General features: G+C 65.5%; 16 protein-coding genes. 9 read left to right on the forward strand and 7 right to left on the reverse strand.

The features are described 5' to 3' along the window. The first annotated feature begins 92 nt into the window (after positions 1-92). Positions 93-2,765, forward strand: a complete 2,673-nt coding sequence (locus tag JOE66_RS07365; protein WP_372435482.1) for a phosphoenolpyruvate carboxylase — start codon at positions 93-95, stop codon at positions 2,763-2,765. 15 nt (positions 2,766-2,780) lie between these two features. On the opposite strand, the gene JOE66_RS07370 is transcribed toward JOE66_RS07365, so the two are convergent. Continuing rightward, positions 2,781-3,113 (reverse strand): DUF7882 family protein, encoded by a 333-nt coding sequence (locus JOE66_RS07370; RefSeq protein ID WP_205108113.1) that lies wholly within the window; start codon positions 3,111-3,113, stop codon positions 2,781-2,783. A gap of 426 nt (positions 3,114-3,539) precedes the next feature. Between JOE66_RS07370 and JOE66_RS07375 the strand changes: the two genes are divergently transcribed. The 6 genes from JOE66_RS07375 (at position 3,540) to JOE66_RS07400 (ending at position 9,592) form a co-directional block, all read left to right on the forward strand. Continuing rightward, the gene (locus JOE66_RS07375; protein ID WP_205108115.1) at positions 3,540-4,283 is read left to right on the forward strand and encodes an NUDIX hydrolase; all 744 of its coding nucleotides are present in this window, start codon (positions 3,540-3,542) and stop codon (positions 4,281-4,283) included. 116 nt (positions 4,284-4,399) lie between these two features. Continuing rightward, entirely contained in the window at positions 4,400-5,671 is a 1,272-nt protein-coding gene (gene nadA / locus JOE66_RS07380; RefSeq protein ID WP_205108116.1) for a quinolinate synthase NadA, read from the forward strand. Further along, positions 5,668-7,275, forward strand: a complete 1,608-nt coding sequence (nadB, locus tag JOE66_RS07385; protein ID WP_205108118.1) for an L-aspartate oxidase — start codon at positions 5,668-5,670, stop codon at positions 7,273-7,275. The genes nadA and nadB overlap by 4 nt, the downstream gene beginning before the upstream one ends. An 89-nt stretch (positions 7,276-7,364) precedes the next feature. Further along, positions 7,365-8,186, forward strand: a complete 822-nt coding sequence (gene nadC, locus JOE66_RS07390) for a carboxylating nicotinate-nucleotide diphosphorylase (protein ID WP_205111729.1) — start codon at positions 7,365-7,367, stop codon at positions 8,184-8,186. After that, the gene (locus JOE66_RS07395) at positions 8,183-9,373 is read left to right on the forward strand and encodes a cysteine desulfurase family protein (protein ID WP_205108120.1); all 1,191 of its coding nucleotides are present in this window, start codon (positions 8,183-8,185) and stop codon (positions 9,371-9,373) included. Before nadC ends, JOE66_RS07395 begins: the two co-directional genes overlap by 4 nt. Before the next feature lie 51 nt (positions 9,374-9,424). Next, entirely contained in the window at positions 9,425-9,592 is a 168-nt protein-coding gene (locus JOE66_RS07400) for a hypothetical protein (protein WP_205108122.1), read from the forward strand. Between the two features lie 174 nt (positions 9,593-9,766). Here JOE66_RS07400 and epsC read toward each other — a convergent pair whose 3' ends face one another. The 5 genes from epsC to aroA all read right to left on the reverse strand — a co-directional run bounded on the left by epsC (position 9,767) and on the right by aroA (position 14,718). Next, positions 9,767-10,336 (reverse strand): serine O-acetyltransferase EpsC, encoded by a 570-nt coding sequence (epsC, locus tag JOE66_RS07405; protein WP_205108124.1) that lies wholly within the window; start codon positions 10,334-10,336, stop codon positions 9,767-9,769. Further along, the gene (gene cysK, locus JOE66_RS07410; RefSeq protein ID WP_205108126.1) at positions 10,329-11,264 is read right to left on the reverse strand and encodes a cysteine synthase A; all 936 of its coding nucleotides are present in this window, start codon (positions 11,262-11,264) and stop codon (positions 10,329-10,331) included. The genes epsC and cysK overlap by 8 nt, the downstream gene beginning before the upstream one ends. 96 nt (positions 11,265-11,360) lie before the next feature. Continuing rightward, positions 11,361-12,182, reverse strand: coding sequence for an inositol monophosphatase family protein (locus JOE66_RS07415; protein ID WP_205108128.1), 822 nt, complete (start codon positions 12,180-12,182; stop codon positions 11,361-11,363). A 29-nt stretch (positions 12,183-12,211) separates the two neighbouring features. Then, positions 12,212-13,270 carry a ribosome small subunit-dependent GTPase A gene (rsgA, locus tag JOE66_RS07420; RefSeq protein WP_307827104.1) on the reverse strand — a complete coding sequence of 353 codons (1,059 nt, stop codon included), beginning with the start codon at positions 13,268-13,270 and terminating at the stop codon, positions 12,212-12,214. Beyond that, positions 13,267-14,718 (reverse strand): 3-phosphoshikimate 1-carboxyvinyltransferase, encoded by a 1,452-nt coding sequence (gene aroA, locus JOE66_RS07425; RefSeq protein WP_205108130.1) that lies wholly within the window; start codon positions 14,716-14,718, stop codon positions 13,267-13,269. The genes rsgA and aroA overlap by 4 nt, the downstream gene beginning before the upstream one ends. A gap of 154 nt (positions 14,719-14,872) precedes the next feature. Here aroA and JOE66_RS07430 point away from each other — a divergent pair, with 154 nt between their 5' ends. Together JOE66_RS07430 and JOE66_RS07435 are read left to right on the forward strand one after the other, a co-directional pair. Next, the gene (locus tag JOE66_RS07430) at positions 14,873-15,556 is read left to right on the forward strand and encodes a sigma-70 family RNA polymerase sigma factor (protein ID WP_205108132.1); all 684 of its coding nucleotides are present in this window, start codon (positions 14,873-14,875) and stop codon (positions 15,554-15,556) included. Further along, positions 15,553-15,816, forward strand: coding sequence for a zf-HC2 domain-containing protein (locus tag JOE66_RS07435; protein ID WP_205108135.1), 264 nt, complete (start codon positions 15,553-15,555; stop codon positions 15,814-15,816). The genes JOE66_RS07430 and JOE66_RS07435 overlap by 4 nt, the downstream gene beginning before the upstream one ends. Positions 15,817-15,995: 179 nt before the next feature. On the opposite strand, the gene JOE66_RS07440 is transcribed toward JOE66_RS07435, so the two are convergent. After that, on the reverse strand, positions 15,996-19,829 hold the full coding sequence (locus tag JOE66_RS07440; RefSeq protein ID WP_205108137.1) for a multifunctional oxoglutarate decarboxylase/oxoglutarate dehydrogenase thiamine pyrophosphate-binding subunit/dihydrolipoyllysine-residue succinyltransferase subunit: 3,834 nt from the start codon (positions 19,827-19,829) through the stop codon (positions 15,996-15,998). Positions 19,830-19,989: the final 160 nt, after the last annotated feature.

Here is a 19,989-nt window from a genome sequence, read left to right on the forward strand (position 1 = left end):
GCTGCGCGCAGTGTTCCCGCGGGCCTGGCCCACGAGACACGTTCGAAACCTCTCGTAACGTGTTGTCAATCTGTTCGCGCTAGCGTATTGCGGTGACCACTATCGAAGACAGCACTGCTTCACCTCGCAAGGAGCCCACCCGCAAGGATATTCGCGACGAGGTGAACGAAGACCTCCGGGGCGACGTTCGGCTTCTCGGCAGCCTCTTGGGCCGGGTGCTCACCGAATCGGGCAGCTCGGAACTGCTCGCCGACGTCGAGAAACTCCGTGCATTGACGATCGAGGCCTACGAGAACGACGACTCCGAAGCGATCGAAGCAGCTGAGGAGCTCGTCGATTCGTTCTCCCCGACCCGGGCAGAGCAGGTGGCGAGGGCCTTCACCTGCTATTTCCACCTCAGCAACCTCGCCGAGGAACACCACCGCGTGCGTGTGCTTCGTGCGCGCGACGCGGCAGGCGGAGCCGTCACGACCGACTCCCTCCCGGCGGCGATCGAGCAGCTGGTAGACGAAGTCGGGGCCGACGAGGCATCGAGACGCCTGCGCGAACTGCGTTTTCACCCTGTGCTCACCGCGCATCCGACGGAGGCCCGACGCAGGGCCGTGGCTTCGGGCATCCGGAGAATCAGCGAACTGCTCTCCGAACGCGACGCCACCAGCGCAGGTACCCTCTCTGGAGCGGAGAACGATCGCCGGCTCCTCGAGGAGATCGACGTGCTGTGGCGCACCTCGCCGCTGCGCACCACACGCCCGACGCCCCTCGATGAGGTGCGGACCGCCATGAACATCTTCGACCAGACCCTGTTCGAGGTGGTTCCCAAGGTGTACCGGATGCTCGACGACTGGCTGCTCGCAGGCGATGCCGGTGCCCGGCCGACCGAAGCGCCCGCGTTCTTCCGACTCGGCAGCTGGATCGCGGCAGACCGCGATGGCAACCCATTTGTCACCGCTTCGGTCACGAAAGCGGCTGCTGCGATCGCCTCCGAACACATCCTGCTCGGCCTCGAGCGCGCAGCCACGCGAATCGGGCGCACCCTCACGCTCGATTCGGCCGACACTCCCGCCGACGCCGGGCTCAAGGCCCTGTGGGCGAGCCAACGGGCGTTCGCCGGTGAGGTGACGGCGCAGGTGGGTACCAGGGCTCCGAACGAGCCACATCGGCGGGTGCTTCTGGTCGTCGCAGCCCGCATCGCGGCCACGCGCCTGAGAAATGCCGATCTCGCCTATGCCAAGCCAGACGAACTGCTCAGTGACCTTCGGGTGATCCAGGCTTCGCTTCGGGCCGCTGGCGCGCACCGAAGCGCGAACGGCGAATTGCAGAACCTCCTCTGGCAGGTCGAGACCTTCGGCTTCCATCTCGCTGAACTCGAGGTGCGGCAGCATTCCAAGGTGCATCGACAGGCACTCGCAGAGGTGGCGGCCGGTGGTGAGCTCAGCGAGATGACCAACGAGGTGCTCGATGTCTATCGCACGATCTCCTTCCTCCAGGCCCGATACGGCCTGAACGCGTCGCGTCGCTACATCGTCTCGTTCACGCAGTCCTCTGCCGACATTGCGAACGTCTACGCGCTGGCCGAGGCAGCGCTCGGCTCTGCAGACGCCGCACCGACCCTCGACGCCATCCCGCTCTTCGAGACCTTCGACGACCTGCAGGCCAGCACGACGATCCTCGCCGAGATGATCCAACTGCCCGCCGTGCAGGCACGTCTCGCCCAGACCGGTCGCCGCCTGGAGGTGATGCTCGGCTACTCCGATTCATCGAAGGATGTGGGCCCGGTCTCGGCGACACTGGCTCTCTACTCCGCCCAGGAGAAGATCGCACAGTGGGCTCGCGACAACGAGATCGAGCTCACCCTCTTCCACGGGCGCGGCGGCGCGCTGGGGCGCGGCGGAGGGCCGGCCAACGAGGCCGTGATGGCGCAGCCTCCGGGATCTGTGGAGGGACGGTTCAAGCTCACGGAGCAGGGCGAGGTGATCTTCGCCCAGTACGGCGACAAGACGATTGCCGCCCGGCACATCGAGCAGATGGCGGCAGCAACCCTGCTCGCCTCGAGCCCGACGAATGAGAAGTCGAACGCCGACGCCACTGCGGATTTCAGTGATGTCGCTGCAACGATGGACGTGCGATCGCGGGAGCGCTTCTACGAACTGATCAGGAGCGAGGGCTTTCCCCAGTGGTTCGCCCAGGTCACGCCTCTCGAAGAAGTGGGTCTGCTGGCTCTGGGTTCGAGGCCCGCCCGGCGCGGTCTCTCTGTGGAGTCTCTCGAGGACCTGCGAGCCATCCCCTGGGTCTTCTCCTGGACCCAGGCCCGCATCAACCTGACGGGCTGGTTCGGGCTGGGTTCGGCCCTGGCAGCCGTTGGGGATCTCGACGTCCTGCGCGATGCCTACGCTCGCTGGCCCCTGTTCACCGCGATGATCAACAACGTCGAGATGTCACTGGCCAAGACCGATGACAGGCTGGCGAAACGGTACCTGGCGCTCGGCGACCGCGATGACCTTGCGGCCCTCGTGCTCGAAGAGATGCGACTGACCCGGGAATGGGTGGGTCTCACGACCGGCAACGCCGAGGTGCTCGAGACGCGCCCTGTGCTGAGACGCGCAGTGCGACTCCGCAGCCCCTATGTCGACGCGCTGTCGCTCTTGCAGCTTCGTGCGCTCAGGGAGGTCAGGGCATCCGGTAGTTCCGACCCTCTCGACGAACCGCACCAGCTGCTGTTGCTGGCTGTCAATGGAGTCGCCGCCGGACTGCAGAACACGGGGTGAGGCCGGCGGGCGCGGTCAGGCCGTCGACTTCGGCAGGGGGGTCGACGGCTCGCCGGGTTCTTCGATGAAGGTGAGCCCTGCCCCGCTGTTCGCTGAGGCCGTCATGGCAGTGATCCAGTCACGGTTGATGGTGGGCACCCTGCTCCCGCTGAAGCGGAAGTACAACGGCACCGACGAGTCGAGCCAGATGCTGCTCCGGCCGTCACCGACGGAGGGGTCGTCCTTCCACGAGAAGAAAAAGCTCTCGCGGCGGCGGAGTTTGGCGCCGATGACGATCTGCAGGTGGGTGAGGACCCGGTCGTCGAATTCGATTTCGGTGCCGGCGTCTCCGTAGACCAGTTTTCCCATGAGTCTCCTTCGCTACGCGAGCCAGCCTACGGTGTCGATTCGCCGACGCAGAAAAGGTGGTCTGGTTTCGCAACTACCCGATTGCCGCGAAACCAGACCACAGGATTCCCGAAGAACGACAGCGTCAGAACTCGCATGCCGACTGGTCGGGAACTCCGACGAACGTGGCCTTCGTGGGGGGAGAGGCCACCGCGTCATAGATGAACTATGGCCCGGTTCTGTGCCGCAGACAAGTGGGATATTGGGCCTTGACGGAGGCTGGCGCGTCGCCTATTCTCGCCCGTTCACGGCGGCAAGAACAGGCCGGAGAAGTCGATCGTGCTCCCATACGAACGGGTTTGAACTGGTCTGACGTGGTCTGCGCGGGCAGTCGAATGCGCTATCATCAGTTCAAGTCATTTCAACCTTTACTCGAATCGATGCCCGATGACAGCCAGTGAAGCAGCGCACGCGCCCAGTGTTGCCTCGTTGCCGCGGCCTGAATCGTCACGCACTGACGAAGTGGTTCTCGCTGTCTCCACCGTGATCTTCGCGCTGCGGGCAAGTGAGGCAGGCGCACCGGCCACGCTGTGGTTGCCTGTCGTCCGCAGGATCCGTGAGCCGTTCCACGGGCTCTGGGCCCTGCCGGGTGGTCCCGTGCAGGCGTCTGAGAGCCTGGCAGAGTCGGCCGGCCGAAATCTCCACGAGACCACGAGTCTCGCCCCCCAATACCTCGAGCAGCTCTACGCCTTCGGAACCGTCGACCGGTCGCCGGGGCAACGCGTCGTCTCGATCGTGTATTGGGCGTTGGTCAGGCCAGACGAAGCGGAGCGAGCGATGGAAGGCGAGAACGTCAGGTGGTACCCCGCCGACGACCTGCCTGAGCTGGCTTTCGACCACAACACCATCGTCGAGTACGCCCTCTGGCGGCTGAGAACCAAGATGGAGTACAGCCAGATCGCCCATGCCTTCCTGGGTGAGCGGTTCACACTCGCCCAGCTGCGCGAGGTGTACGAGGCCGTTCTGCGAAGACCGCTCGACCCCGCCAACTTCCGGCGCCAGGTGGAGTCGACCAAGTCCATCGTCGCCACTGACGAACGCTTGTCTGGGGGTCGCCACCGACCCCCGCGTCTCTACAAGTACAACGAGTCGGTCGGGCTGGTGGACAACGGCCCGCTTCCCGGTCTCTAGTCGGGCCAGACGCCGAACCCCTACTCCGAACCCCACTGCCGACTCTGGCTGCCTCCAGCGATACCCCCCTACCGACCACTTCGAATCCCCGTTCTGACACTCCCGAGGAGCGCCGCATGGCATCTGTGAACACCACCATCCAGTTGATCCGCCCCGGCGGACAGGTGACCAGTTGCAGCCCTGCGCTCAAAGAAGCACCCTGGAACTTCGACTCGGCGCCGGTGGCCGAGTACGGGCCGGGCTCGTCGATGTTCGATGTTGCTCCTGTCGACACGCCGCGCCAGGGTGAGATCCCCGCGGAGTACCGACGTGCTTCAGACGAGGAGCTCGATCGTCGCATCCGTGCTGCAAAGGCGACGCTCGGTGACCGCCTGGTGATCCTCGGCCACTTCTACCAACGTGATGAAGTCATCACCTACGCCGATTTTGTCGGCGACTCCTTCCAGCTCGCCCAGGCCGCCAGAGCCAGGCCCGACGCCGAGGCGATCGTGTTCTGCGGCGTGCACTTCATGGCGGAGACGGCCGATCTGCTCTCAGGCCCAAGCCAGAGCGTCATTCTCCCGAACCTGGCTGCCGGCTGCTCGATGGCCGACATGGCCGACATCGACTCGGTGACGGAGTGCTGGGAACAACTCGAAGAGTTGTACGGCACCGAGCCGGATGCGAGCGGGCGCGTGCCGGTCATCCCGGTCACCTACATGAACTCCTCGGCGGCCCTCAAGGGGTTCTGCGGCGAGCACGGCGGAATCGTCTGCACCTCATCGAACGCAGCGACTGTGCTCGAGTGGGCCTTCGAGCGGGGCCAGCGCGTGCTGTTCTTTCCCGACCAGCACCTCGGTCGCAACACCGCCAAAGCGATGGGCGTGCCGCTCGAGCGCATGCCGATGTGGAACCCACGCAAACCGCTCGGTGGCAACGATGCGGAGGCGATCCAGGATGCCCGGGTCATTCTCTGGCACGGATTCTGTTCGGTGCACAAGCGTTTCACCGTGGCCCAGATCGACCGCGCGCGGGCTGAGCACCCGGGCGTGCGCGTGATCGTGCATCCGGAGTGCCCGATGCCCGTCGTCGACGCTGCGGACGAAGCCGGTTCGACCGATTACATCAAGAAGGCCATCGAGAGGGCGCCAGCAGGCTCGACGTTCGCCATCGGAACCGAGATCAACATGGTGCAGCGGCTCGCCGCCGAACACCCCGAACACACGATCTTCTGCCTCGATCCTGTGGTGTGCCCGTGCTCGACGATGTACCGCATTCACCCGGGCTACCTGGCCTGGGTGCTCGAGGCCTTCATCGCCGGAGAGATCGTGAACCAGATCTCCGTCGTAGACTCGGTTGCTCTGCCGGCGAGGGTCGCCCTCGAGAGGATGTTGGCGGCCAAGCCATGACCAGTGATCCGAAGGGGCAGCCAGAGCCGTCTCGTGGCACGATCGTCGTGGTCGGCAGCGGAATCGCTGGCCTCGTGGTGGCCATCCAGGCTAGCCGCACGCACGACGTGACGCTGATCACCAAAGCTGAGCTCGGTGAGAGCAACACGAGGTATGCCCAGGGAGGAGTTGCTGCCGCGCTCTTCGACGACGACAGCGTCGAATCGCACGTGCACGACACTCTGGTCGCCGGTGCCGGGCTGACCCGCGTGTCTGCCGTGGAGGTGCTGTGTGCCGAGGGGCCTGAACGCATTCGCGACCTCATCAGGCTGGGGGTGGAATTCGACCGCTCCGAGGGCGGCGAGCTGGCCGCAGGGCTCGAGGCGGCGCACTCGCACCCTCGCATTCTTCACGCGGGCGGAGATGCGACAGGGGCCGAGATCGAGTCGGCGCTGGTGCGGGCCGTTCGGGCAACGGCCTCGCAGATCCTCGAATTCACTTTCGTCGCCGACCTCGTGGTCGATGATGCTGGCTGCGTGGTGGGTGTGTCGATCATCGGCGCAGACGGTGTGGCGTCAGAGCTTCGTGCCGACGCCGTCGTGCTGGCCAGCGGGGGAGCAGGCCAGCTCTTCTCGCACACGACGAACCCGGTGGTGACAACCGGTGATGGGGTCGCAGCGGCCTATCGTGCCGGCGCCGAACTCACCGACCTCGAGTTCTACCAGTTCCACCCGACGTCGCTTGCCATGCCCGGCAACTTCCTGATCTCCGAGGCCGTGCGGGGCGAGGGGGCAGTGCTGCTGGGCAGCGACGGCCAGCGGTTCATGCAGGCCGTGCATCCGGATGCCGAGCTCGCGCCGCGCGATGTGGTGGCCCGCGGTATCGCCGAGCAGATGCACAAGCAGGGGGGCGCGCCGGTGATGCTCGATGCCACGGGGCTCGGCCCAGACTTTCTCCGTCGCCGGTTCCCGAGCATCACCGAGGCCTGCCGCCGAAATGGCCTCGACTGGAGCACCCAGCCGATTCCGATCACCCCGGCCGCCCACTACTGGATGGGCGGTGTTTCGACGGACAACTGGGGTCGCACCTCGCTTCGTGGGCTCTTCGCCGTCGGGGAGGTCGCCTGCACCGGGGTGCATGGGGCGAACCGGCTCGCCTCGAATTCCCTGCTGGAATCTGTCGTCTTCGCGTGGCGGTGCGTGCAAGCGTTGCAGGGTGAGGCGGAGCCGGAGGCCTGGCCTGAGCGTGTGGGTGCGACAGACGACATCGGAGGATCTCCTGGTGAGGTCGTCGATCCGCCCGATTCCGACCGTGGCAGGGCCGCCACCGCCCGGCCGATCGACCGCCTCGAGCTGCAGCAGATGATGTGGGACACCGTCGGGGTCTACCGCGATGCCCGGATGCTGGGCCTGGCGCTCGATCGGCTCGCGGAATTGCGGCCGTCGACCGACACACTGCACGATCGGGAGAATGCCAACCTGCACCTGCTGGGCACGCTCATCGCCCGCGCGGCGCTGGCCCGCGAAGAGTCGCGCGGTGCTCACTTCCGTTCGGATTTCACGGAGCCGAGCTCCCAGTTCCACCATCACCTGATCGCAGCACGAAAGGCGCGGGTCTCCCTGTGAACACTTCGAACACCATCGCGGCTTCGGCCGCACACACGGGCCAGCTCAGCAGCGCACTCACGGCCTTGCAGATCACACCCATCGTCACGATGGCGTTGAACGAAGACGCGCCTTGGGGCGACCTCACCTCCCAGACACTGATCCCCGTCGACGCCCGGGCCACAGCCGGACTCGTCGCTCGCGAGGCAGGAGTCTTCAGCGGCGGAGCGGTCTTCGCCGCAGCGTTCACCCTGCTCGACCCAGCCGTCGTCTTCGAGATGCACGTCGCAGACGGTGCGGTGTTTGCGAAGGGTGACACTCTCGCCACGGTATCGGGGGCCGCCCGCTCCGTGCTGCAGTCCGAGCGCGTCGCGCTGAATTTCGTGCAGCGACTCTCGGGAATAGCCACCCTCACTGCCCAGTACGTCGCACAGGTAGCTGGCACCCGTGCGCGCATCGTCGACACCCGGAAGACCACTCCCGGCCTCCGCGTGCTCGAACGCCACGCGGTGCGCTGCGGGGGCGGGCACAACCACCGCTTCTCGCTCTCTGATGCCGTCATGGCCAAAGACAATCACCTCGCTGTTCTGACCCAGGATGGCCGGCTCAGCGTCACCGAAGCTCTGAGGCAGGTCCGGGCATCCTTGTCGCACACCACGCACCTCGAAGCGGAGGTCGACAGGCTCGACCAGATCGAGGCCGTGCTCGCCGGCGGCGTCGACACGATCATGCTCGACAACTTCAGCCTCTCAGACCTCCGCCGGGGAGTCGAAGAGGTGGCTGGGCGCGCAATCGTCGAGGCGAGCGGGTCGGTGAACCTGAGCACGGTGGCCGCGATCGCCCAGACGGGTGTCGACGTGATCTCCGTCGGTGCGTTGACGCACAGCGTGCGCGCACTCGACCTGGGGCTCGATGTGACTGTCACCACATGATCTACCTCGACTCCGCCGCCACCACGGCCGTGCGGCGTGAGGTTCTCGAGGCGATGTGGCCCTACCTCACCGGAGACTTCGGCAACCCATCGAGTACACACTCGCTGGGGGAGCGCGCGGCGACGGCACTCGGCGAGGCCCGGGCCACGGTGGCACGACTGCTCGGGGCTCGGGCGAGCGAGGTCGTCTTCACCGCTGGGGGTACCGAAGCCGACAACCTCGCAGTCAAGGGAATCGCCCTGGCGAACCCGCGGGGGCGGCACCTCGTGACGACACCGATCGAACACGAAGCCGTTCTCGAGTCGTGCGACTATCTAAGGCGCCATCACGGGTTCGACGTGACGCTGCTGCCGGTCGACGGCACGGGCCTGGTCGATCCCGAACAGTTCGCTGCCGTACTGCGGCCCGACACCACGCTGGCCTCGATCATGTTCGCGAACAACGAGATCGGCACGGTACAGCCGGTTGCCGAGCTCTCCGCCATTGCTGAGCGGGCCGGTGTACCCCTGCACTCCGACGCGGTGCAGGCCGCCGGGTGGCTCGACCTCGACATCCGCAGGCTAGGTCTCGATGCGCTCACGATCTCGGGGCACAAACTCGGTGCACCGAAGGGGATCGGCGCCCTGGTTGTTCGAGGCAGGCTCTCCCTCGAACCGGTTCTTCACGGCGGCGGGCAGGAACGCGGGGCGCGCTCAGGCACCGAGAACGTCGCCGGGGCAGTGGGGCTGGCGACCGCCCTCACTCTCGCAGAACGTACCAGAGTCGACGACGCCCACCGTGTGACCGCACTCCGTGACGAATTCATCGCCACGGTGAAGTCGATGGTACCGGATGCCCTGCTGACCGGGCACGCGACCTCGCGGCTGCCCGGCCACGCCTCCTTCTGTTTCGCCGGAACAAGTGGTGAGGCGGTGCTCCTCGAATTGGAGCGGCGGGGTGTGGTGTGCTCGAGTGGGTCGGCCTGTGCGGCCGGGAGCGACGAGCCCTCCCACGTTCTCCTGGCGGTGGGAATCGAACCCGAACTGGCTCAGACTGCTGTTCGTTTCACTTTCGGCGCAGGTGCAACCGATGGCGACCTGCAGCTGGCGGCAGCCGCTGTTCTCGAATCCGTGCTGGCCGTCCGTCGCCTTACCCCAGAACCTTCCGGCGGCGCAAGGCCCCCCCGAACTGGTGTACCCGCGACGTAAAATTGGGCCGCGGCCACCGCCGTTCATACATCTCGGGAGGGATACACAATTATGAATATTCTTGTTGCGATCATCGCGATCATCGCGATCGTGCTGCTCATCACTGGAGGCATCTCGTCGTCGCTGAGCTTCCTGATCTGGGTCGGAGTCGTGCTCTTGGTCATCGCCCTGATCGTGTTCCTGCTGCGCTTCATCACCGGCGGGCGCACCCGCGTCTGATCGCTTGGACACCCAGACAAGAACCCGGCCTGCGATTGCATCGCAGGCCGGGTTCTTGCGTTCCACGGCAGCAGGGGCCCAGGCCACTCGGCTCTCGGGTACCTCGGCCATCGGGGTACCTCGACTCCCGGGTACCTCGACTCTCGGGGTACCTGGGCTCTCAATCCTGGGCGCTCAGGGTACCTGGCGATGTACCCGCGGGCGTACCACAGCCGGAACCCCGGTGATGAGCGAGTGCGGGGGAGCATCCGTCAGCACGACAGCATTGGCACCGACGGCGCTTCCGCGGCCGATGGTGATCGGGCCGAGTAGTTTTGCACCCGCGCCCAGCAGCACATCGTCTTCGACGGTCGGGTGCCGGAGCCCGTGTGACGCGCCCGTGCCGCCGAGGGTGACGCCGTGATAGATGAGAACATCGTTGCCGACCGTCGCCGTCTCACCGATGACGACACCCATTCCGTGGTCGATGAAGACCCGGCGGCCGATGGTGGCGCCGGGATGAATCTCGACGCCGGTCAGGAACCGGGCGAACTGCGACACCAGGCGCGCCAGGACCTTCAGACCATCTCGCTGCCAGAGGCGGTGCGTCAGCCGGTGCGCCCAGAGCGCGTGCATTCCGGAATACCCGAGCAGCACCTCGACGCGCGACCGTGCAGCGGGGTCGCGCCGCAGAGCCACGGCGAGGTCTTCGCGGAGGCGGCCGAAGAAGCCGGGGGTCTGCGGAGACTTCGGTGATTCAGCCACGAATGTCGTCGTAGAGCACCGACGAGACGTACCGTTCGCCGAAGTCGCAGACAATCGCCACGATGGTCTTTCCGGCGTTCTCCGGGCGCTTGGCGAGCTCGAGGGCGGCCCAGAAGATCGCCCCTGTCGAAATGCCCGACAGGATTCCCTCATCGGCGGCCAGCTGCCGCGACACGCGAATCGAGTCGGCGAGCGAGACATCGATGATCTCGTCGTAGACCTCGCGGTCGAGAATGTCGGGCACGAAGTTGGCGCCGATACCCGCGATCTTGTGCGGCCCCGGTGCGCCACCGTTCAGAATGGGCGAGTCGATCGGCTCGACGCCGACGATCTGGATGCCCGGCTTCTGCTCGCGCAGGAAGTGCCCGGCGCCGGTGATGGTTCCGCCCGTGCCGATGCCGGCGACGAAGATGTCGACAGCGCCGTCGGTGTCGTTCCAGATCTCGGGACCGGTGGTCGCGTAGTGAATGGCAGGGTTGGCTTCGTTCTCGAACTGGTGCGCCAGAATCGCCCCCTCGGTCTCGGCAGCGATGCGGTTCGCCGTCTCGACGGCGCCCTTCATGCCATCCGCGCCGGGCGTCAACACCAGTTCGGCCCCGTAGGCGCGAAGAACGACGCGGCGCTCCATGCTCATCGTCTCGGGCATCGTCAGAATGACCTTGTAGCCTCGGGCGGCGCCGACCATGGCCAGCGCTATGCCCGTGTTGCCGCTGGTGCCTTCGACGATGGTTCCGCCGGGCTTCAGTGCACCGGATTTCTCGGCCGCGTCGATGATGGCCACGCCGATGCGGTCTTTGACACTGTTCGCCGGGTTGTAGAACTCGAGCTTGGCCAGGATGGTGGCGTCGGTGCCCGCCGTGAGCCTGTTGATGCGTACCAGGGGGGTGTGCCCGACGAGGTCGGTGATGTTGTCGTAGATCTGTGACATGCGATGCTGCTCCATTTGCTCGAAGTGCGTTGCTACAAGTGCTCGGCCAGCTCGGTCTGAGCATGCCCACTGCGAGTGTGGGCGTCACGGAACAGCCTAGCTTTTCAGCAGTCTCACCGTTTCGCCGTGCAGGAGTCCATTCGTTGCCAGTGCACTCCCTGATCCGATTGCCGGATCTCCCTCGACGCTCGTGAAGACTCCACCTGCCTCTTCGACGATGGGAATGAGCGCGGCGACGTCGTAGGGCTGCAGGTCGAATTCACCCGCGACGTCGACCAGACCCTCTGCGACCATCATGTACGCCCACATCTCCCCGTAGGCGCGGGTGCGCCAGACAGTGCGGCTGAGGCGGAGCAGGGCATCGAGGTGGCCGGCTTCGTCCCACCCCTTGAGACTGTTGTAGCTGATCGAGGCGTCCGCGAGGTCGGCGACCTTCGACACACTGAGGCGCCGGGGCTCGACGGTGCTGCCCTCTGCATCGTGAGTGCTGCCCCCTGCGTCGTGCTCCGTCATCCATGCGCCGTTGCCGAGGGATGCCCACCAGCGCTTGCCCAGAGCCGGGGAACTCACCACTCCGACGCTCGGCACGCCGTCGATCACGAGCGCGATGAGGGTGGCCCAGACCGGCACACCGCGCAGGAAGTTCGCCGTGCCATCGATGGGATCGATGATCCACTGCCTCGTCGACTCGCCTTCGGTGCCGAATTCCTCACCGAGGATCGAGTCGCCGGGGCGTTCCGTCGCGAGCCCGAGTCGGATGGCGCGTTCGACTGCCCTGTCGGCATCCGTCACCGGTGTGCGATCGGGCTTCTGGTCGACCACGAGATCGAGCGAACAAAAGCGGCTGAGCGAGATCCTGTCGGCTGCGTCGGCCAGTCGCTGTGCAAGGGCGAGGTCGTCGCTCAGGGAGAAAGTCACGCCCTCTACGTTAGACGGTCCGCTCGCGATCACTTCTCGAGTGTGCTGATGATCTTCTGGAGCGATTCCAGGCGAGCCTTTCCGCTTTCGCCGAGTTCGCCGGCGGCGATGCGGTCGACGATCTCCCAGTCGTGGGCCTGGGTGAGAGCGATTCCCTGCGCCTCTGGGGGGAGGGTGGCCGCCGGAATGGCATAGTTCGCAAACGATCGCAGGATGTTCGCCGGGTCGACGTGACCCAGGCCGAACGATCGCACGCCCGGGGTGTCGATGATCCAGCCAGAAGCTCCATCGTCGCCCAGCACACGAAGGCAGACGGTCGACGACGAGGTGTGGCGACCTCTGCCGGTCACATCGTTGACCCGGCCCACGGCACGATCGGTGCCTGGGACGAGCGCGTTGACGAGGGTCGACTTGCCGACGCCGGAATGACCGACCGTCACTGTGGTGTGCCCGACGAGCAGTTCCTTCAGTGCACCGATCGGAAAGGAGTCCTTGTCCCCACTGATGATCTCCAGATCGAAGCAGTCGAACTGGCTGAGAAACGATTCGGGGTCGGCCACGTCGGTCTTGGTGATGCACAGGATGGGCGCGAGCCCCGCGTCGAACGCGGCGATCAGGTACCGGTCGATCAGGTTCGCGCGGGGTTCGGGGTTGCCCGCAGCCACGACGATGAGCATCTGGTCGGCGTTTGCCACGATGATGCGCTCGACGGCGTCGCTGTCGTCGGCGCTCCGACGCAGCAGGGTGGTGCGCTCGTCGACCCTGACGATGCGCGACAGACTGCCCTCGGCACCACTGGTGTCGCCGACGAGGTCGACGCGGTCGCCGGTGACGATTCCGAGCCGGCCCAATTCCCTCGCCCGGGAGGCCGTGATCAGCGCCTCCTCCGGAGTGTTCTCGTTGACCAGCACGCCGAATCGGCCGCGGTCGACCGACAAGACCCGGCCGCGAACCGCGTCTGCGTGTTCGGGCCTGGTCTTGGTGCGGGGCCGGTTGCCCTTGGGGTTGGGGCGCATGCGGATGGTCGATTCGTCGAACTCATCGAATTCGTCGGGGTCGTCCTCTGCTCCGTCTGACCACCAACTCACGCCGGCGCCCCGCTCTCATCGCTGCCGGACACCGGGGCAGGAAAATGAGAGGCTGCCGCAACAGGGATCGACGAGATCGACTGGCTGCCATCGCTCGCACCGTAGACCATGCCCTGCCACAGTTCGGCGAACTCGGGCAGGGTTTTGGCGGTTGTGGCGATGTTCTCGACTACGACCTCGTCGACCGCCAGTCCGATGATCGCCCCGGCGTGAGCCATGCGATGGTCGTGATACGTCTGCCAGAGCCCGCCGTGCAGGGGGCGGGGTTCGATGTGCAGGCCATCCTCGAGCTCGGTCACCGATCCGCCGAGACGATTGATCTCGGTGGCGAGAGCGGCGAGCCTGTCGGTCTCGTGGTGCCTGATATGGCCAATGCCCGTGATGGTGCTCGGCGAGTCGGCCAGGGCCGCGATCGCCACGAGGGCGGGGGCGAGCTCCCCACCGGTGCTCAAATCGAGCGTCACGCCCAGGATGCCCGGCCCCCCCGTCACCGTCACACGATCCGCCTCGCGCGTGACCTCTGCGCCGAAGAGCGGCAGCAGGTCGAGGAGATCGTCGCCGACCTGGGTGGTCGCCGACGGCCAGCCGACAATGGTCACCGAACCGCCAGCGACCAGGGCGGCGGCGAGGAACGGAGCGGCATTCGAGAGGTCTGGCTCGATGTCCACATCGCGTGCGGAGATCGCACCGGGGTCGATCGACCACTCGCCGGCGGCGGCGCTTTCGATATTCACAGCCCGCGCCGCCAGAGCGGCGATGGTCATCTCGATGTGGGGCATGCTCGGCAGGCGATCACCGTTGTGAGCGAGCCGAAGGCCGTCAGTGAACCGTGCGCCGGCGAGGAGAAGGCCCGAGACGAATTGTGAAGAGGAGGAGGCGTCGATCGTGACGGCTCCTCCTCGAACCCGGCCGGTCCCGTGCACAGTGAACGGAAGGGTGGATCGGCCATCGGAATCGATGTCGACGCCGAGCGCTCGCAATGACGAGATCGTCGTTGCCATCGGCCGCTTTCTCGCACCCTCGTCGCCGTCGAACATGACGGGCCCGAGAGCGAGGGCTGACACCGGTGGAAGGAAGCGCATCACCGTGCCGGCAAGACCGCAGTCGATCGTCGTGCTGCCGAGAAGCTCGTCTGCCGGGGTGATGACCCAGTCGGGGCCGAAGCGGCCGGGGCCAGCGACCTCGTCGATCGTGACGCCGAGCGAGCGCAGCGCAGCCACCATGAGGGTCGTATCGCGGCTGTGGAGCGGGGAACGGAGTCGAGACGGTGCGTCTGCAAGGGCGGAGAGAACGAGTTCGCGATTGGTGAGGCTCTTCGATCCCGGCAGCGACACCACAGCCGTGAGTCTGCCGCGCGCGCGGGGAGCCGACCAGTCCGGGTTCGGCGGCAGGGGTGCTGCGTCGCCGTAGGGATTGAAGTCGGGTGTGGAATATCTCGAGATCAGCATCAGTTGTCTAGGGTATCGGCGATTGATGGGATTTCAGAAGGAGAGACGCATGGGGACAGCATCCACAGTGCTCGAGCGGCCTTCGCATGCTCGACCCTCAACGGCGTCGTCGACTCCATCCGCGCGGCTGCGACGCGTCGTAGACTTGCCCGTGATGACATCACCAGACAGTGAACCACGGGTAGCAACAATCGAGTCTGCGCCGGCAGACCCGCGCGCGCTTTTCGAAGAACAGGCCATTCCGTTCCTCGACCAGTTGTACGGTGCCGCGCTCCGAATGACGCGGAACCCCGCCGATGCGCAGGACCTCGTGCAGGAGACCTTCGTCAAGGCCTACGCGGCGTTCGCGCAGTTCGAGCAGGGTACGAATCTCAAGGCCTGGTTGTATCGCATTCTGACAAACACGTTCATCAACGTGTACCGCAAGAAGCAGCGCGACCCGTACCAGGGCACGACGAGCGACCTCGAGGACTGGCAGCTCGGCAATGCCGAATCTGCGACGGCAACGGGCACGTCGAGCCGTTCTGCTGAAGCAGAGGCCATCGATCACCTGCCAGACAGTGCAGTGAAGGATGCCCTGCAGTCGATTCCCGAAGACTTTCGCCTGGCTGTCTACCTGGCCGACGTCGAAGGATTCTCCTACCAGGAGATCGCCGACATCATGAAGACCCCCGTCGGAACCGTGATGAGCCGGTTGCACCGCGGCCGCCGGCTGCTTCGCGGGCTCTTGTCTGAATACGCCGAGGGCAGGGGAGTTGCCGTGAAGGCTTCGAGCCCCGCTGGCTCGGCGGAAGCCGCACCGAAGCGTGCGGCAGTGTCGAAAGGAACGAAGAAATGACCGACTGCGGTTGCACGAAGGCCAAGGCCGAACTCGAGGAGTATCTTCACAACGAACTCGCCAGCACCGATGCTGCCGATATCCGTGAGCACATCGAGAACTGCAACGACTGCTCGTCTGAACTCCATATCGGAGTCGTGCTGACCGAAGCGGTGCAACGCGCCTGCAAAGAGGTGGCGCCGGAGCAGCTTCGCGACCAGGTGCTGCTGAGTATCCGTGAGATCCAGAGCACGCACACCGAGGTTCGCGTCACGCTCTGACGCGCCCTCGCTCCAAGCGCGGCACTGCTGGTTGAGTAGGCGAGCGCGGCGGGCACCCTGAACAGGCGCTCGCCCTTAGCGCGGCGCACCGCCCGACAAACGCTGGTTGAGTAGGGGCGAAGCCGCGTATCGAAACCCCCACCCTTCGGGTCCCGCTACGCAGCTCCGCCCCGCGACTCCTACAGGCTCAGGGCCTTTGCAAGCAGTTCGGCCTGCTCCTTCGCGTGACGCTTGGCAGAACCGGCGGCAGGTGATGCTGCCGCAGCGCGTGAGACGACGGTGATCGTGCGGCCGGCCGGGAGGCGAACAGGCAGTTCGAGGCAGATGAACGGCCACGCACCCTGGTTCTGAGGCTCGTCCTGCACCCACACCAGCTCGGCGTTCGGGTACGTCGCGAGAATTGAGGTGAGTTCTGCTGCGGGAACCGGGTAGTACTGCTCGACCCTGACGAGTGCGATCTCGTCATTCGGAGCTTTCGCCAACTCGTTCAGCAGGTCGTAGTAGATCTTTCCTGCCATGAGCAGGACCCGCTTCACACCGGTCTTCGGCGCTGCAGACTCTGTTCCGAAGCGGGCATCGTCGATCACCGGTTCGAACTTGCCCTGCGTCAGGTCGTCGACCGAACTCGACGCGCCACGGAGGCGGAGCATCGCCTTGGGAGTGAAGACGATCAGCGGGCGGCGCGGCCGGGCATACGCCTGGCGTCGGAGGAGGTGGAAGTACGACGCGGGGGTTGACGGCCGCGCCACGGTCATGTTGTTCTCGGCGCACAGCTGGAGGTAGCGCTCGATGCGGGCTGACGAGTGGTCAGGGCCCTGGCCCTCGTAACCGTGCGGCAGAAGGAGTACCAGCGACGAGCGTTGGCCCCATTTCTGTTCGGCCGAGGAGATGAACTCGTCGATGATGATCTGGGCGCCGTTGCCGAAGTCGCCGAACTGCGCCTCCCAGAGTACGAGCGCGTCGGGCCGTTCGACCGAGTAGCCGTATTCGAAGCCCATCGCGGCGTATTCGCTCAGCAGGGAGTCGTAGATCCAGAACTTCGCCTGGTTGTCGCTGAGGTTGACCAGCGGCAACCACTCCTGACCATTGTCACGGTCGTGAAGCACCGCGTGCCGCTGCACGAAGGTGCCGCGGCGGGTGTCCTGGCCTGCGAAACGCACCGGGGTGCCCTCGAGCAGCAGCGAACCCAGGGCGAGGAGCTCTCCGAACGCCCAGTCGATGCCGCCGTTCCGGCTCATCTCGAGGCGCTTCTGCAGGAGTTGCTGAAGCTTCGGGTGAACGGTGAAGCCCGCAGGCGGATTGTTGAACGCATCGCCGATGAGGGCCACGGTACTGGCCGCCACACCCGTCGATTCGGGTTCGCCGGCGCTGTCGTCTTCCTGCTGCGCGTCGGGGCGCTCGAGGTCGGCAACGGGGTTCAGATCGTCGGTGATGATGGGTATCGAGGAGGTCTGTGCCGCGTGGGTCTCTGCGAAGGCCCGCTCGAGGCGATCCTGGAAGTCGCGGTGAGCGGCTTCGTACTCCTCCTGGCTGATGTCACCGCGCCCGATCAGCGCTTCGGTGTACAGCCTCCTGACAGAGCGTTTCGCCTCGATCAGGTTGTACATCAGCGGCTGCGTCATCGACGGGTCGTCCCCCTCGTTGTGCCCGCGGCGGCGGTAGCAGATGAGGTCGATGACGACGTCGCTGTGGAACTCCTGGCGGTATTCGTAGGCCAGCTGCGCGACCCGCACCACGGATTCGGGGTCGTCTCCGTTGACGTGGAAGATCGGAGCCTGGATCGACTTCGCCACATCGGTCGAGTAGACGGAGGAGCGTGAATCGCTCGGCCTGGTGGTGAACCCGACCTGGTTGTTGATGTTGACATGAATCGTGCCGCCGACGCGGTAGCCGCGCAGCTTCTCCATCTGCAGCGTCTCGTAGACGATGCCCTGGCCGGCCATTGCCGCATCGCCGTGCACGAGGATCGGCAGCGTCGAGTACGTGCCCCGTGGTTTGCGGTCCTGCTTGGCCCGCACGATCCCCTCGAGAACACCGTTGACCGCTTCGAGGTGCGAGGGATTGGCAGCGATGTAGACCGGAATCTCCTTGCCGTCGGCGCTGGAGAACGTGCCCTCGGTGCCCAGGTGGTACTTCACGTCCCCCGAGCCCTGGACGGTGCGTGGATCCTGGGTTCCTTCGAACTCACGGAAGATCTGGCCGTACGTCTTGCCGGCGATGTTGGTCAGTACATTCAGGCGACCGCGGTGGGCCATGCCGATGGCGACCTCATCGAGTTCATCGCTGGCCGCAGCCTGCAGGATCGCGTCGAGAAGGGCGATCGTCGACTCGCCGCCTTCGAGGCTGAACCGTTTCTGGCCGACGTACTTCGTCTGCAGGAAGGTCTCGAAGGCCTCCGACTCGTTGAGCTTGGCGAGAATGCGCATCTGCTCGTCGTGGCTCGGCTTGGCGTACTTGCGCTCGATCTTGTCCTGGATCCAGGCGCGTTGCACCGGATCCTGGATGTGCATGTACTCGATGCCCGTCTTCCGGCAGTACGAGTCACGCAGGATTCCGAGAATGTCGCGCAGTAGCGCGGTGCGCTTGCCGCCGAGGCCGCCGGTGATGAACTCGCGGTCGAGATCCCACAGGGTCAGGCCGTGGCTCGCGATGTCGAGGTCTGGGTGGGTTTTCTGCTGGTACTCGAGCGGGTCGATGTCGGCCATGAGGTGCCCGCGGACGCGGTAGGAGTTGATGAGCTCCTGCACCCGGGCCGTCTTGTCGACGGCGTCGAAGTCGACGCTGATGTCGGGTGCCCAGTGGATGGGAACGTAGGGAATTCGCAGTTCAGCGAAGATGTCCTCGTAGAATCCGCGCTCCCCGAGGAGAAGCTCGTGCACCTTCTTCAAGAACTCGCCGGAACCGGCGCCCTGGATGACGCGGTGATCGTAGGTGCTGGTCAGCGTGATGACCTTGCCGATGCCGAGTTCGGTCAGGGTGCGAATGGATGATCCCTGGAACTCTGCCGGGTATTCGAGTGCGCCGGCGCCGATGATGGCGCCCTGGCCCTTCATCAGGCGAGGCACCGAGTGAACCGTGCCGATACCGCCCGGGTTCGTGAGCGAGATCGTCGCGCCCTGGAAGTCTGCGCCGGTGAGCTTGCCCGAACGCGCCTTGGCCACGAGCTCGTCGTAGGCGGCGAGGAATTCGCCGAAGTCCATGGTGTCTGCGCGCTTGATGGCGGGCACCACCAGTGAGCGGGTGCCGTCGGGCTTGGGCATGTCGATCGCGATGCCGAGGCCGATGTGGGCAGGTGACACGACGACAGGCTTGCCATCGACGACGTCGTAGTACACGTTCTGGCTGGGGAAGTCCTTGAGAACCTGCACGAGCGCCCAGCCGATGAGGTGGGTGAACGACACCTTCCCCCCGCGGCTGCGCTTGAGGTTCGAGTTGATCACGATGCGGTTGTCGATCAGCAGTTTCGCGGGAATGCTGCGCACGCTGGTCGCCGTCGGCACCGTGAGGCTGGCATCCATGTTCGTCGCGAGTGACTTCGCAGGCCCGCGCAGGGGAGTGACAGCGTCTTGTTCGGCTGCCTCACGGTCACTCGGTTGCGCCCGCACAGTCGCCTCTGCGGGGATCGGCTGGGCTCGCGCCACCATGGACGTGGTTCGTGCGACCGGAGCCGTCGACGGCGTCGTGACCGGCACCGTGCCGGTGGTCACCGGCGGTGTGGAGGCCGGTGTTGCAGAGGCTGGTGCTGCCGGAATCGGCGCGTTCGGGGCTGCGGCGACGGCTTCCGCCTGCGCTGCCGGTGCCTCGACTACGGCTGGTGCAGCGGGAGGGGCATCTGTGCCAGCCAGCTCTGGGCTGCTCGGCTTGTAGTGCTCGAGGATGCTCCACCACGACTCGTCGACTGAGTTCTTGTCGACGATGTACTGCTCGTAGAGCTCATCGACGAGCCACTCGTTTGCTCCAAATTCGCCCGACGAACCGTCGTCAGTTCCCGTTCCGGTCAACTGGCTTGACACAGCCGATCGCCCACTCTCGTCAAATCGCACGCTGCTGATAGGTATCGTGAGCACGCGCCGAATGACCGCGCAGAGTGAATCCTCACGCGCCGACACGTGCTTGTTAAGCCTAAACCCATCGGATGATCGTTCGTCACCGGTCTTTCGCCCAGCGGAATTT

Source organism: Subtercola frigoramans, assembly GCF_016907385.1.
GTDB classification, from domain to species: Bacteria; Actinomycetota; Actinomycetes; order Actinomycetales; family Microbacteriaceae; genus Subtercola; species Subtercola frigoramans.